This is a genomic window from Paenarthrobacter sp. CCNWLY172 (genome assembly GCF_037402035.1).
Taxonomy (GTDB): domain Bacteria; phylum Actinomycetota; class Actinomycetes; order Actinomycetales; family Micrococcaceae; genus Arthrobacter.
Window position 1 is genome coordinate 191,991 of record NZ_JBBEGB010000003.1, and the last position, 14,544, is coordinate 206,534.

12 protein-coding genes are annotated in these 14,544 nt (G+C 62.5%); 9 read left to right on the top strand and 3 right to left on the bottom strand.

Features of this window, described 5'->3' with window-relative positions; translation table 11 throughout:
• Nucleotides 1-302 precede the first annotated feature (302 nt).
• From WBN73_RS05705 to WBN73_RS05725, 5 genes are all read left to right on the top strand, one after another.
• A complete protein-coding gene (locus WBN73_RS05705; RefSeq protein ID WP_207593930.1) occupies nt 303-1,655 on the top strand; it encodes a hemolysin family protein in 1,353 nt (450 codons plus the stop codon).
• Complete coding sequence (locus WBN73_RS05710) at nt 1,652-2,722, top strand: hemolysin family protein (protein ID WP_089595567.1); 1,071 nt, start codon at nt 1,652-1,654, stop codon at nt 2,720-2,722. Before WBN73_RS05705 ends, WBN73_RS05710 begins: the two co-directional genes overlap by 4 nt.
• 106 nt (nt 2,723-2,828) lie before the next feature.
• The gene (locus WBN73_RS05715) at nt 2,829-3,830 is read left to right on the top strand and encodes a metal ABC transporter solute-binding protein, Zn/Mn family (protein WP_337339722.1); all 1,002 of its coding nucleotides are present in this window, start codon (nt 2,829-2,831) and stop codon (nt 3,828-3,830) included.
• 136 nt (nt 3,831-3,966) lie between these two features.
• A complete protein-coding gene (locus WBN73_RS05720) occupies nt 3,967-4,800 on the top strand; it encodes a metal ABC transporter ATP-binding protein (RefSeq protein WP_207593928.1) in 834 nt (277 codons plus the stop codon).
• Nucleotides 4,801-5,691 (top strand): metal ABC transporter permease, encoded by an 891-nt coding sequence (locus tag WBN73_RS05725; RefSeq protein ID WP_089595564.1) that lies wholly within the window; start codon nt 4,801-4,803, stop codon nt 5,689-5,691.
• On the opposite strand, the gene WBN73_RS05730 is transcribed toward WBN73_RS05725, so the two are convergent.
• Nucleotides 5,688-6,155, bottom strand: a complete 468-nt coding sequence (locus WBN73_RS05730) for a Fur family transcriptional regulator (protein ID WP_207593926.1) — start codon at nt 6,153-6,155, stop codon at nt 5,688-5,690. The two genes, WBN73_RS05725 and WBN73_RS05730, sit on opposite strands and share 4 nt — an antisense overlap.
• A 94-nt stretch (nt 6,156-6,249) precedes the next feature.
• Here WBN73_RS05730 and WBN73_RS05735 point away from each other — a divergent pair, with 94 nt between their 5' ends.
• On the top strand, nt 6,250-6,903 hold the full coding sequence (locus WBN73_RS05735; protein WP_337339721.1) for an MBL fold metallo-hydrolase: 654 nt from the start codon (nt 6,250-6,252) through the stop codon (nt 6,901-6,903).
• Here WBN73_RS05735 and WBN73_RS05740 read toward each other — a convergent pair.
• Nucleotides 6,900-7,982 (bottom strand): PLP-dependent cysteine synthase family protein, encoded by a 1,083-nt coding sequence (locus WBN73_RS05740; RefSeq protein ID WP_337339720.1) that lies wholly within the window; start codon nt 7,980-7,982, stop codon nt 6,900-6,902. The genes WBN73_RS05735 and WBN73_RS05740 overlap by 4 nt on opposite strands.
• A 71-nt stretch (nt 7,983-8,053) precedes the next feature.
• On the opposite strand from WBN73_RS05740, the gene WBN73_RS05745 reads away from it, so the two are divergent.
• Genes WBN73_RS05745 through WBN73_RS05755 form a run of 3 tightly spaced genes read left to right on the top strand, consistent with a single transcriptional unit; the run spans nt 8,054 to nt 10,532 of the window.
• Nucleotides 8,054-8,962 carry a sulfurtransferase gene (locus WBN73_RS05745; RefSeq protein WP_337339719.1) on the top strand — a complete coding sequence of 303 codons (909 nt, stop codon included), beginning with the start codon at nt 8,054-8,056 and terminating at the stop codon, nt 8,960-8,962.
• The gene (locus WBN73_RS05750; protein WP_280623100.1) at nt 8,959-10,107 is read left to right on the top strand and encodes an NAD(P)-dependent alcohol dehydrogenase; all 1,149 of its coding nucleotides are present in this window, start codon (nt 8,959-8,961) and stop codon (nt 10,105-10,107) included. Before WBN73_RS05745 ends, WBN73_RS05750 begins: the two co-directional genes overlap by 4 nt.
• A complete protein-coding gene (locus WBN73_RS05755; RefSeq protein ID WP_337339718.1) occupies nt 10,104-10,532 on the top strand; it encodes an HIT family protein in 429 nt (142 codons plus the stop codon). Before WBN73_RS05750 ends, WBN73_RS05755 begins: the two co-directional genes overlap by 4 nt.
• A gap of 60 nt (nt 10,533-10,592) precedes the next feature.
• On the opposite strand, the gene hrpA is transcribed toward WBN73_RS05755, so the two are convergent.
• The gene (gene hrpA / locus WBN73_RS05760; protein ID WP_337339717.1) at nt 10,593-14,543 is read right to left on the bottom strand and encodes an ATP-dependent RNA helicase HrpA; all 3,951 of its coding nucleotides are present in this window, start codon (nt 14,541-14,543) and stop codon (nt 10,593-10,595) included.
• Nucleotide 14,544: the final 1 nt, after the last annotated feature.

The window sequence follows — 14,544 nt, forward strand, 5'->3', positions numbered from 1 at the left end:
TGTCGCGGAGCCAGGCCTGCTGTTGGAGGTGCCCGGCGGCCGGACTGTAGACTGAAAGTCTTATGGACAGTAAATCTAGGTGCCGGCCTGGGAACTGTCGGGGGAGCCAATCTGGCAACTCCGCACAGCGTGCCCGTCGAGCCGGCAATACCCGTTCACATGCCCATCACGCGCCGGCGCCCACAGCCGGTGGTTCTCCGGACCATGCGTCCGTGGGACCCGACCAGCCTCCGCCGGGGCGAATCCCCCCGCTGAAGGCGCCCTCCACACTGCACGCGCCCACTCTTGGAGTGATGCGCTAAGTGGAATGGATTCTTCTCCTCGCCGGCTTTGCCTTGATCCTGGGTACCGGCTTCTTTGTAGCAGTTGAGTTTTCCTTGGTTGCGTTGGACCAAGCCAGCGTTCAGCGTGCGGTTGATAACGGCGATCATGGTGCTGCGCCGCTGCTGAAGTGCCTCAAATCGCTGTCCACGCAGCTTTCCAGTTGCCAGCTCGGGATTACCCTGACCACGCTGTTGACCGGCTTCGTCATGGAACCTTCCTTGGGGCAACTTCTTGGGGGTCCGCTTGCGTCCCTGGGGCTTGGTCCGGAGGCAGCGCATTCAGTGGCCTTGATCCTGGCGATGGCTGTCGCCACCCTCTTGTCGATGCTGATCGGCGAACTGGTTCCCAAGAACATGGCCATCGCCCTTGCGTTCCCTTTGGGTAAGCGCCTTGCCCGCCCGCAGCTGATGTTCACGGCCGTTTTCAAGCCGGCCATCGTGGTTCTTAACGGGTTCTCGAACAAGGTGCTGAATCTGTTCGGCCTTGAGGCCAAGGAAGAGATCTCCGGGGCAAGGACCCCCGCAGAGCTGGCCTCCTTGGTGAGGCGCTCCGCTGAGCTGGGGACTTTGGACGCCGGGACCGCCAACTTTGTTGCCCGCACCCTGAACTTCTCCGGGCGTACGGCGGCAGATGTCATGACACCGCGCATCCGCATGGAAACCATCGACGCCGACCAGCCTGTGTCCGACATCCTCGACGCCGCACGGCGCACCGGATATTCACGTTTCCCTGTTATTGGTGATTCCACGGACGATATCCGCGGCGTGGTGCACGTCAAGAAAGCCGTGGCTGTTCCGGCAGAGCGCCGGGCCAAGCTTGAGGCCGGTGCGATCATGACCGATGTCCTGCAGGTTCCCGAAACCATCCACCTGGATGCACTGCTGTCCGAATTGCGCGAGGGTAACCTGCAGTTGGCCGTCGTACTGGACGAGTACGGCGGAACCGCAGGAATCACCACCCTGGAAGACCTGGTGGAAGAGATCGTCGGTGAGGTCGCTGACGAGCACGATAAGGTCCGCCCCGGAGTGCTGCAGAGCGCGTCCGGCGACTGGTACTTCCCGGGGCTCTTGCGGCCGGATGAGGTTTCCGAGCAGATACCCAACCTCACAGTGCCCGACGAGTCCGCGTATGAGACTGTGGGCGGCTATGTCATGAGCCAGCTTGGTCGTATTGCCAGGACGGGAGACGTCGTGGACACTGGCGGCGGGACGCTCACGGTGACCAGGATGGATGGCCGAAGGATAGACCGGATCTGTTTCCATCATGTGGAGTCGGATGAGTCCACTCCGGAGAGCGCAGAGAATCCGCGTCATGAAGCGGGGGCCGTATGAGCGACTGGGTAGGAATTGTCTGGCTCGTTGTTCTCCTGATCGGCAACGCCTTCTTCGTCGGTGCCGAGTTTGCCGTCATGTCTGCACGCCGCAGCCAGATCGAGCCCTTGGCCGAAGCCGGATCAAAGCGCGCGCAGACAACACTGCGCGCCATGGAAAACGTGTCGTTGATGCTTGCCTGTGCACAACTGGGCATCACCGTCTGTTCCCTGTTGATCCTTCAGGTTGCCGAACCGGCCATCCACCACTTGTTGGCCGAGCCCCTTGAGCTGGTGGGCGTTCCGGTTGAACTGGCGGACATCATCGCCTTTGCGATCGCCTTGCTGTTCGTCACGTTCCTGCATGTCACTTTCGGCGAGATGGTTCCCAAGAACATCTCGGTTTCCGTAGCCGACAAGGCCGCACTGTTGTTGGCCCCGCCGTTGATGTTCATTGCACGCCTGGTGAACCCCATCATCTGGACCCTGAACTGGCTGGCCAACCACATCCTGCGGCTGATGAAGATTGAGCCTAAGGACGAGGTGTCCTCCTCGTTCACCCTGGAGGAAGTGCAGTCGATCGTCCAGGAGTCCACACGCCATGGTTTGGTGGACGACGAAACTGGCTTGTTGAGCGGTGCACTGGAGTTCTCGGAGCATACGGCTTCGCACATCATGGTTCCCTTGGACAAATTGGTGGTGCTTAAGACTGCCTCTACTCCGGTGGACCTGGAAAAGGCGGTCAGCCGCACGGGATTCTCCCGTTTCCCCATGGTGGACGACGACGGCGAACTCGCCGGATACCTGCACGTGAAGGACATCCTGTCCATCCCGGACGAGGGCCGGCGGCATCCCATCGCCGAGGGGCGCATCCGTTCCTTTGCAAACCTTGCGCCGGACGACGAAATCGAGCAGGCCATGTCCGTCATGCAGCGGACGGGATCGCACCTGGCCCGTGTCATCGGCGCCGACGGAGAGACCCAGGGTGTCCTCTTCCTGGAGGACGTCATTGAACAGTTGGTTGGTGAGATCCGCGACGCCACCCAGGCGACCGGTATCCGCCGCTATGGAGATCAACAGGTCAAGTAGCATCACGGAAAAGGCCGGCGCCGATCGCACCCCGATCGGCGCCGGCTGGCTCTAAATAGGAATCATTCCCATTTAGAGTTACACTTGAATCTGCCAGTAATTGTGTTTGATTCTCATTTTGAGTAGATCCGAGGTTCTCGTGCGTCGTTCCGCCGCCCGCCTGTCCATGGCTGCTTCCGCAGCCCTTGCCGCCCTGTTTCTTTCTTCCTGCGCGGGGACAGCAGGGGCAAGCGATTCATCGTCGCCAAGTGCCATTGAAGTAGTCACCTCGACGAATGTCTATGGGGATGTTGTGAAGGCCATTGGCGGGGACAAAGTCAACGTGAACGCCATCATCACCAAGACCAGCCAGGACCCGCACTCCTATGAGGCAAGTGCCCAGGACAAGCTGGTCATTTCCAAGGCCAAGCTCGTGGTGGAGAACGGCGGAGGCTATGACGAGTTCCTCCACAAAATTGCTGATGAGACCAAAGTCGGCCATGAAAACATGATCAGCGCCGTGGAAATCTCCGGGCTCGCCCCGGAAGAAGAAGCCCACAGCGGGGAATCCCACAGTGAAGAAGGCCACACCCACAACCACGGCGAGTTCAATGAGCACGTCTGGTACAGCTTGGACACCATGGGCAAGCTCGCCGATGCAGTTGCTGCCAAGCTCGGCAGCCTGGATGCGGGATCGGCCGCGACCTTCACAGCCAATGCCGAAGCCTTCAAAACCAAACTCGCCGACCTCACCGGAAAACTCGACGCCGTCAAGGCCGCAAACGACCATGCGCCGGTAGCTGTCACCGAGCCCGTGCCCCTGTACCTCCTTGAAGCTGCCGGCCTGGAAAACAAGACCCCGGAGGCTTACAGCGCTGCCATTGAAGAGGAAACAGATGTCCCGGCCGCGGTATTGAAGGAAACCACGGACCTGGTCTCTGCCAAATCCGTGCGGTTCCTGGCGTACAACGAGCAGACCGAAGGACCGCAGACTGAATCCGTCAAGCGGGCCGCGGAAGCTGCGGGCGTGCCAGTGGTGAACTTCACCGAGACGCTGCCTGATGGCAAGGATTACCTCCAGTGGATGTCCGACAACGTGGAATCGGTCTCCTCCGCACTCAAGAAGTAGCATTTCCCGACACCCGCTATGCGGTGAAGGGCCCTGCCAACGTCCTAAGATATTCAGGATGGCTGCGGGGCCTTTTGCCTGCCACCAGCACGGCCGCGAATACCAGCGGCACCACTGACTGCGTTCCCAGCGACGCATGGATCGAGGACAACTTTTGACACCGGTAGTGAGCCTCCGCGGAGCGAGCCTTCAGTTCGGCAAGAGGGCGCTCTGGCGGGATCTCGACCTCGACATCAATCCCGGCGAGTTCTTCGCTGTGCTGGGTCCCAACGGCAGCGGCAAGACCAGCTTCCTGAAGGTTCTCCTTGGGCTGCAGGAACTGCATTCAGGGACTGTCTCCCTGGGCGGCCATCCGGTGGAACGAGGCAGCAAGCGGATCGGCTACATCCCGCAGCAAAAGTCGTTTGCTCCAGACACACCCCTGCGCGCACGGGACCTGGTGGGCTTGGGAATCGACGGGCACAGGTGGGGCATGCGGTTCTCGGCCGGTAAGGTCAACCCGAGGATAGATGAATTACTCGAGCTGGTGGGGGCTTCCGACTATGCGAAGGTGCCCGTGGGGCAACTCTCCGGGGGTGAGCAGCAACGGCTCAGGGTGGCACAAGCACTGGCCACGGAGCCGCAGGTGCTGCTGTGCGACGAGCCGCTCCTTTCCCTGGATCTGCACCACCAGCAGGGCGTCAGCTCGCTGATCAACAAGCAATGCCACGAGCGGAACAGTGCAGTGGTTTTCGTGACCCACGAGATCAACCCGGTGATCGACTATGTTGACCGGGTCCTCTACCTTGCCGGCGGCCAGTTCCGTGTGGGAACGCCCCAGGAAGTCATGACCACGGAAGTCCTTTCGGAGCTGTACAACAGCCATGTGGAGGTCATCCACGCCAACGGAAGGATCGTCGTCGTCGGTCTCCCTGACGCAACCACGCACTTCCATGACGATGCCCATGCAACCGCCGGGGAGGAGTTCTAGATGGACCTCGACACGATTCTGCAGACCATTTTCAACTTCGAGAACTACGGCGAGTTGCTGGTCCTCGTCCAGAACTCCATTTGGGCTGGAGCCGTACTGGGTCTGCTGGGCGGGTTGGTGGGCACGTTCGTGATGAAGCGGGACTTGGCTTTCGCTGTCCACGGCATTTCGGAATTGTCCTTCGCCGGAGCTGCGTTTGCCTTGCTGATCGGTGCGGACATCATCTTTGGCTCCTTGGTCGGCTCAGTGGCGGCCGCTGTGCTGCTGGGCTTCATGGGCGTCCGGGCGCGGGACAAGAACTCGATCATCGGTGTCATCATGCCGTTCGGCCTGGGGCTGGGCATCCTTTTCCTGGCCCTTTATGAGGGCCGCGCGGCCAACAAGTTCGGACTGCTCACCGGTCAGATTGTTTCCGTGGACACCGTGCAGCTGCAGGTTCTTGCAGGAACTGCAGTGGTGGTGATGATCGCCTTGGCGGCAATCTGGCGGCCGCTGAGCTTTGCCAGCGTAGACCCCGAAATGGCGGAGGCCAGGGGGGTTCCTGTTCGCGGCCTGGCCATTGGCTTCATGGTGCTGCTGGGTGTCAGTGTGGCGCTGTCCATCCAGATCGTTGGCGCCCTGCTGGTCCTCGCGTTGCTGATTACGCCGGCAGCAGCTGCGCTTCGGGTGACCACCTCACCCAGGTTGGTGGTAGTGCTGAGCGTGGTTTTCGCGATGACGGCTACCGTTGGCGGAATCCTGCTGGCACTCGGCAGCCGGATTCCCATCAGCCCGTACGTCACCACGCTGTCGTTCCTGATCTACGTGGTGTGCAGGGTGATCGGACGGGTCAGGGCCAACAGGGGCCTCAACGGACGGGTGTCGCGGGACCAGCCGGCAGGCGCCCTCTAGAGAGTCCCGGCTGCCTTCTTGGCAGTGCACTCAGGGCACAGGCCGAAGATTTCCACGGTGTGGGCCACTTCAGTAAAGCCATGTTCCGCAGCCGTCCGTGCTGCCCAGGTCTCGACGGCGGGTGCCTCCACTTCAACTGCCTTGCCGCAGTTGCGGCACAGCAGGTGGTGGTGGTGGCCGGTGACGTTGCAGCGTCGGTAAACCGCTTCGCCTTCACCGTTGCGGAGGACATCAATGAGTCCGTCATCGGCCAACGACTGAAGGATGCGGTATGCGGTGGCCAGGGACACTGAAATGCCCTTGTTTTGCAGCAGGCGGTACAGCTCCTGGGTGCTGACGAAGTCATCCAATTCGTCCAGTGCGGCGCTGACGGCCAAGCGCTGCTTGGTAACGCGCTGCTCCTTGACGCCGCTGGTGGCCGGCGCTGAGGGGCCGGTCGTGGCGGAATTGGTGCCGTGTGGCATTGAAGGACTCACTTCCCTGGGGATGCTGGCAAACCCCAATTTTACCAGCAGGGCAGGCTTGGAAACTCTCAGCCGGTGGTCCTAGGCTTTGGTCATGTTGCTCACCAAATACACCCACGCCTGTGTCCGGTTGGAGAAGGACGGGAACGTTCTGGTCATCGATCCCGGGACCTTCTCCGAGTCCGGGGAAGCGTTGACCGGCGCCCACGCCGTCCTTATTACGCACGAGCACAATGACCATTTTGACCGGCCCGCCCTGGTGTCCGCGCTCCGGAGCAACGCAGGGCTTGAGGTCCATGCTCCAGCCGGGGTTGCCGCAGCCCTGCGTGAGGAATCCGACGTCGCAGTCCGCGTCCACACGGCTGAGCCGGGCTCCGGTTTCGACGCCGCAGGGTTCAGCGTGCGCACGTTCGGCGGCCAGCATGCAGTGATCCACGCCCAGATCCCGGTGGTGGCCAACATCGGGTACCTGATCGATGACAACGTGTTTCACCCTGGGGACTCTTTCGTGGTCCCGGACGGAATTGACGTCAAGACCCTCCTGGTGCCCATCCATGCTCCATGGTCCAAGGTGGGGGAGGTTGTCGATTTTGTCATCTCGGTCCGTGCTCCCCGGGCGTTCCCGGTGCACGACGCCCTGCTTAACGAACTGGGGCGGGGCATTGTTGAAGGCCACGTGACCCGTATCGGTGCCCGCTACGGGACCAGCTACCGGCGTCTTGCCCCACGCGACTCTGTAGAGGTCTAGCCGGTCCACACCCCTGTGCGGTGGAACCGCTCCAGTACTGCCTCGTGCGGTGCGGGGTCCAGTCCCTTCGCCGCAAGCCATCCGGCGTCGTAGTAGCTGCCCGCGTAGCGGTCCCCGCCGTCACACATCAGCGACACGATGCTGCCCCGTCTGCCTTCGGCGACCATCCCGGCCACCAACTGCCACACGCCCCACAGGTTGGTCCCCGTGGAGGGACCGGCATGCAGGCCCGTGAGTTTCCGGAGGTGGCGCATGGCTGCCACCGAGGCGGCGTCCGGCACTTGGATCATGTGGTCGATAACCGCGGGCACGAAACTCGGCTCGGATCGTGGCCGGCCAATGCCTTCGATCCTGGATGGCTGGCCCGTTGCCGTGGCGGCGTCTCCGTCGCGCCATGCGGGGTAGAAGGCCGAGTTTTCCGGGTCCACCACGGCGAGGCGGGTGGAGTAGCGGTTGTACCGAAGATAGCGGCCTATGGTGGCGCTGGTACCGCCGGTGCCCGCTCCCACGACGATCCACTCCGGGACGGGGTGTTCCTCAAGCGCGAGTTGGTCGAAAATCGACTCGGCGATGTTGTTGTTGCCGCGCCAGTCCGTGGCGCGTTCTGCGTGCGTGAATTGGTCCATGTAGTAGCCGCCGGAGGTTTTCGCGGTCTCTTCGGCCACCGCGTACACCTCGGAGGCATGGTCCACCAGCAGGCACGCACCGCCGAATTCCTCGATGAGGGCGATCTTTTCCGGGCTGGTGGTTTTTGTCATCACCGCGATGAAAGGCAGTCCGATGAGGCGGGCAAAATAAGCCTCGGAGACTGCCGTGCTGCCGCTCGAGGCCTCAACAATGGTGGTGCCCTCGGTGATCCAGCCGTTGACCAATCCGTAGAGGAACAAGGACCGGGCAAGACGGTGCTTGAGGCTGCCGGAGCGGTGCGTTGATTCGTCCTTCAGGTACAGCTGGACGCCCCAATGGTCCGGGAGGGGGACTGCATAAAGGTGCGTGTCCGCTGATCGGTTGTTCTCGGCCTCGATTTTGCGGATAGCCTCGCTGGCCCATGCCCTGTCCTGAATGCACGAATTGCTCACCGGATAAGCCTAGGCTGGAAATCGGGCGCCGGCAGCAACGGAGCCCGTGCCGCAGGAATGAAGGAGAAAAGATGTCCACGCTGATAAGTCCCCCCGAACTGCGCAATCGCCTCGATTCAGGGGAGCGGACCGTGCTTCTGGATGTCCGCTGGGTGCTCGGCCGGACGGACGGGCACAGCGAGTACCTGGCCGGGCACCTGCCCGGCGCCGTGTTCGTGGACCTCCCCACAGAGCTTGCCGACCATGCGCAGCCAGGCCGTGGCCGGCATCCGTTGCCAACGACCGAACGGTTCCAGGATGCCGCGCGGCAATGGGGCATCAACGACGGCGATACCGTGGTTGCTTACGACAACAGCGGAAGCATGGCCGCGGCCCGCGTTTGGTGGATGCTGCGAAATGCGGGCTTGGAATCTGTCTACCTGCTCGACGGCGGCCTCGCCGCCTGGCGCGCCGGCGGTCACCCGGAGGAGACAGGTGAGGCAAGGCCCGTGGCCGGAAGTGTTTCCCTCGGCGAAGGACGCCTGCCGGTCATCAACGAAGCCGAGGCCGCGCAGTGGCACCGGAGCGGAGTCCTGCTCGATGCCCGGGCGGGGGAGCGCTACCGGGGCGAAGTAGAGCCGATTGATCCGCGGGCAGGGCACATCCCCGGCGCCGTGAGCGCCCCCACCACAGGGAACCTCGCACCCGACGGAACATTCCTGCCGGCCCAAGAGCTCCGCCGTCGTTTCGAAGCATTGGGCGTGGATGGCTCGTCCCCTGTGGCGGTCTATTGCGGATCCGGCGTCACAGCGAGCCATGAAATCGTGGCACTGCACATCGCCGGATACAAAGCCGCCCTGTACCCGGGATCCTTCTCGCAGTGGTCCAACAACCCCGGCAACCCGGTGGCCGTGGGCAGTGAGCCGTTGAAGGAAGGCTCCGGGGACGGCGTGGGGCCGAGTGGCAGAAGCACAGCTGCCGGGAGTAGCGTCGGAGCATGACTCCAGGACGCCCCGTTCCCCCGCCCCTTGCCAAACCCATCACCCTGGACACCGGTGACACCGGAAGCACCACCCTGGCTGCTGCGTACGGTGCCACGTCCCCGGACAGCGGCTTGGTGCCCCTGACCCTTGCGAGGAGGGCACCCACCGCAGATGACGTAGAGATCGCGATTGAGTTTTGCGGACTGTGCCACTCCGACGTCCATGCGACGCGCGGAGAATGGCGGGTTCCTCCATACCCTCTGGTTCCCGGCCATGAAATTGTGGGCCGGGTAACCCGCGTGGGCTCCGACGTAAAGGAGTTCACGCCGGGCGACTACGTCGGCGTCGGCTGTCTGGTGGACTCCTGCCGTGAATGCGAGAGCTGCCTTGACGGCCTGGAGCAATACTGCGAGCGGGGCAACATCGGTACCTATGGGGCCGCAGACCCCCGGCACGGTGACGCCATCACCCAAGGCGGCTACTCGACGTCGGTAGTGGTGGACCGTCGCTTCGTGCTGCGTGTTCCCGAAGCCCTTGATCCGGCAGCGGCAGCCCCTTTGCTGTGTGCCGGGATCACCACATACTCTCCGCTGCGGTATTTCGATGTGGAAGAAGGCGACGCCGTGGGCGTGGTGGGCTTGGGTGGCCTGGGACATATGGCTGTGAAGATTGCCAAGGCCATGGGGGCGGAAGTGACAGTTTTTACCACCTCTGAATCCAAGTTTGACGCTGCCCGGGAGCTGGGCGCCGACCACGTGGTCCTGTCCAAGGATGCCGATGCCATGGAAGCGGCCAACAGGAGCATCGACGTCATTATTGACACTGTTGCTGCACCGCACGATCTCAACCCCTACTTCCGCACGCTTCGCCTGGACGGGGCGCTCTTCCAGCTGGGCCTTCCCGCGGATGAGATGCCTCCGGTCAGCCCCGGACTGCTCATCCGCCGCCGGCTCGCCTATGCAGGCTCGTTGATTGGCGGCATCGAGGAAACTCAGGAAATGCTGGACTTCTGTGCGGAACACGGTGTTGCCAGCGACATCGAAATGGTACGGGCCGACCAGCTGAACGAGGCCTACGACCGCATGGTGGCCGGTGATGTGAAGTACCGTTTCGTGCTGGACACCTCAACACTCCAGGACCCATCCGAAAGGGCAGACGCATGAGCACACTGTTCACCAAGATCATCAACGGGGAGATTCCGGGCCGCTTCGTCTGGAAGGACGCCGAAGTGGTGGCTTTCTTGACTATTGCACCGCTGACGCAAGGGCACACGCTGGTGGTGCCGCGTGAAGAAGTCGATTCATGGACCCACGCGCGTCCCGAGCTGCTGGCCAAGGTCATGGATGTTGCGCAAAGCATCGGGAAGGTCCAGGAGGACCTGTTTGACGCCAAAAGAGTAGGCGTTCTGATGGAAGGCTTTGAGGTGGACCACTTGCATGTCCACGTGTGGCCGGCTTATTCCACTGCAGACTTCGAGATCCACAACGTGGACCACAATCCGGATCCCGCCATCATGGATGCCACGGCCGTGAGGCTTCGTGCTGCCTTGCGTTCGGCCGGGCATGGGGACGCCGTCCCGCAGGACTGAGACCTTCGACAAAGTTAACCCGGCGGTGCTGAATCAGCGCCGCCGGGTTTTTGACCGATGCTAGGCCGGGGCGAGCGCCTGGTTCAGCACCGTACGGATGCGTTTCTCCGAGACGGAGTAGGCGGTTCCGAGTTCTACGGCGAATAGGCTGACCCGCAGTTCTTCGATCATCCAGCGCACCCGGGTTAACTCAGTGCCTGCGCGTCGTCCGGGCAGAAGGGCGGACACCGCATCGTCATAGTCATCCTCCAGCGCTTGCACAATCGCCATGTTCAAGCTGTCCCGCTGCACGTTGCCGGGGAGCTTTTCGAGCCGCTTTTCGATCGCCTGCAAGTATCGCGGCAACTGGCTGAGCTGTGCGTAGCCCGTCTGTGCCACAAAGCCAGGAAAGACCAACTGCTCCAGCTGGGACTTCATGTCGTTGAGGGCGCTGATCAGCGGCAGGCTGGCGTTGGACTTCAGCGCCTTTTGGATGCGCCGCGTACTTGCCAGAACGCGTTCGACGACGGCAGTCACCGTAAACACGGTGTCGATCAGTTCCGCACGGACTACTTCATACAACGCATCGAAGGACTTCCTGTCCCACGGCAGGTTCTGGGGCGTCAGTTTGTCGATGGCGGCCAGGGCGCAGTCCGCGATCAGGGCACTGACAGATCCGTGCGGATTCTGGCTGAAGGTCAGCTTTTCCATATTGCTGAGATGCTCCAGCACGTAGCGGTCAGGAGGCGGAATCCGCAGTGCCAGAAGCCTGATGACGCCGCCACGCATGGCGGCCTCCTGTTCGGCCTTGGTCTGGAAGACCCGAAGGGCCACGGACTTGCCTTCATCGACCACCGCCGGGAAGCCGGTGACGGCGTGGCCCTTGACGGTACGTGTTACCTGCCGTTCCACGGTGCCGAAGTCCCACCCAGTGATTCCGCTGCGTTCGGCTACTACGCCGTCGGGATTGCCGGTGGGCGAAGCCTTGGCCGCAGCCCCTTGACCGTTCGCCAGGCCAGAGGCTCCCGCTCCCTTACCGGCCTTGGCCGCCGTGGTGGCTGGGGTGGCGCCGAGCGATTCGGCGATGGCGCGGCGAGTGGCGGGGGCAAGCTTTTCCTGGAGTTCAGCGAGGTCCTTGCCTTCGTCCAGGATTTTGCCCTTGCTGTCCACCACCTTGAAACTCACGCGCAGGTGCGGCGGTACGGCGTTCCAGTTCCAGGAACCGGGCGGTATGACGTGTCCGCGGAGCCGGCGGAGCACCAGTTCCAAGGAAGGCTCCAGCTCATCGGTTGCGGGGTCGAAGTCCGTTTCCAGTGCCGCGGTTGCCTGCCGGGCCACATCCGGGGCCGGGACGAAGTTCTTCCGCACCTGTTTGGGCAGCGACTTGATCAGGGCAGTGACAAGCTCTACCCGCTGGCCCGGAATCTGCCAACGGAACGGGGCGTCGTCCAGCTGGTTGAGGAACAGCACGGGAACCTCGGCAGTGACGCCGTCCGATGGGTTGGGCGCCGACCCTGGCGCCACGGGATGGAACTCGTAGCTCAAGGGGAGCTCGAAGCCCTTGTGCACCCAGGTCTTCGGATAGGCGGAGTCGTCCAAGCCATCTGCATCTTCGCTCATCAGCAGGGATTGGTCGAAGTCCAACAGCGTGGGATCGGCCTGACGGGCGTCCTTCCACCACTTATCAAAGTGCCTCTCGGAGACCACTTCCTTGCCCACGCGTGCGTCGTAGAACTCGAAGAGCGTTTGGTCGTCCACGAGGATGTCGCGGCGCCGCATGCGGGTCTCGAGCTCTTCGATTTCCTGGAGCAGGGCACGGTTGCGGTGGAAGAACTTGTGATGGGTCTTCCACTCGCCCTCCACCAGCGCGTGCCGGATAAACAGTTCGCGGGAGAGCTCCGGATCAACCCGTCCGTAGTTGACCCTGCGGTTGGGAATGATCGGGACACCGTAAAGGGTGACCTTCTCGTGGGCCATGACGGCGCCTTGCCGTGAGGACCAGTGAGGTTCGCTGTAGGACCGCTTCACCAGGTCGGGAGCTACCTGTTCAGCCCACAGGGGATCGAACTTGGCGGCGACCCTGGCCCACAGGCGGCTGGTTTCCACCAGTTCCGCTGCCATGACAAAAGCCGGAGACTTCTTGAACAAGGCCGAACCGGGGAAGATGGCGAAGCGGCTGCCACGCGCACCGGCGTATTCGCGCTTGCGCTCATCGAGGAGCCCAATGTGGCTCAGCAACCCCGAGAGCAGGCTGATGTGGATGCCCTCGTAGTTGCCCACAGGATCGGCTTCACGCTTGTTGTCCAGCGCGATGCCCAGTGGCTTGGCCAGCTGCCGGAGCTGGGTGAAGAGGTCCTGCCACTCGCGGACCCGCAGATAGTTGATGAACTCGTTGCGGCAGAGCTTGCGGAACTGGGTGGAGGACAGCTCGCGTTGCTTTTCCTGGATGTAGTTCCACAGGTTGAGGAAGCCTGTAAAATCCGAGATCTCATCGCGGAAGCGTGCGTGCTTTTCCGAGGCCAGCTGCTGCTTGTCCGTCGGCCTTTCGCGGGGGTCCTGGATGGTGAGCGCAGCGGCCAGGATCATGACTTCGCGGACGCAGCCACGCTTGCCTGCCTCAACGATCATGCGGCCAAGCCGGGGATCAACGGGCAGTTGGGCCAGTTTCTGTCCCACGGCGGTGAGGCCGCCGCCGCCGCGGCCACCCGCTCCTGCGTCTCCTGACTTGGGCGAACTCAAGGCACCGAGTTCGCGCAGGAGCGTCACGCCGTCGTTGATTGCCCTGGAATCCGGTGGCTCCACAAAGGGGAAGTTCTCCACGTCCTTGGGACTGCGGGCAACGCCCATGGCGGTCATCTGGAGGATGACCGCGGCGAGGTTGGTTCGAAGGATTTCCGGGTCCGTAAACTGCGGACGCGACTCAAAGTCCTCCTCTGAGTACAAACGGATGGCGATGCCTTCGGACACGCGCCCGCAACGGCCTGAGCGTTGGTTGGCCGACGCCTGGGAGACGCGCTCGATCGGCAGGCGCTGGACTTTGGTCCGGTGGGAGTAGCGCGAAATACGTGCGGTGCCGGTGTCGATCACGTACTTGATGCCCGGGACGGTCAGCGACGTCTCAGCAACGTTGGTAGCCAGGATGATGCGCCGTTTGCCCCCCGGATTGAAGACCCGGTGCTGCTCCTGCAGGCTCAGCCGCGCAAAAAGCGGCAGTACTTCGGTCCCGGCGAGGCGGCGGTTGCTCTGGATGCGGCCGTTAATGGCCTCGGCGGCGTCGCGGATTTCGCGTTCACCGGAGAAGAAGATCAGGATGTCGCCGGGAGCTTCCTTGGCGAGCTCGTCCACTGCGTCGCACACCGCATCCAGGGGATCCCGGTCTTCTTCGAGTTCATCGTCAGAGGTGTCCTCATCCCCTCCGGCAGGCTGGGACAGCGGCCGGTAGCGGATCTCCACCGGATACGTCCGGCCGGAAACTTCAATGATGGGCGCTGGGGCTTCCTCACTCCCGAAGTGCTTGGCAAAGCGCTGGGGATCGATGGTGGCCGAGGTGATGATGATCTTGAGGTCCGGGCGCTGGGGGAGGATGCGCTTGATGTAACCCAGGATGAAGTCGATGTTGAGGCTGCGCTCATGGGCTTCGTCGATGATGATGGTGCTGTATTTGCGCAGCAGCTTGTCCCTTTGGATCTCCGCGAGGAGGATGCCGTCGGTCATCAGCTTGATCTTGGTTGACGCACTGACCTCACCGGTGAAGCGGACCTGGAAGCCCACCTCCTGGCCGATCTCAACGTCCAGTTCCGAGGCAATGCGTTCTGCGACAGTACGGGCTGCCAGGCGGCGCGGCTGGGTATGCCCGATCAGGCCCTTGTCTCCAAGGCCAAGTTCGAGGCACATCTTGGGGATCTGGGTGGTCTTACCGGAACCGGTCTCGCCGGCGATGATGGTCACCTGGTTTGCGGCAATGGCCGCCATCAGATCCTCGCGGCGCTCGGATACGGGCAGCTCAGCGGGGTAGGAAATATGAAGTGTCATG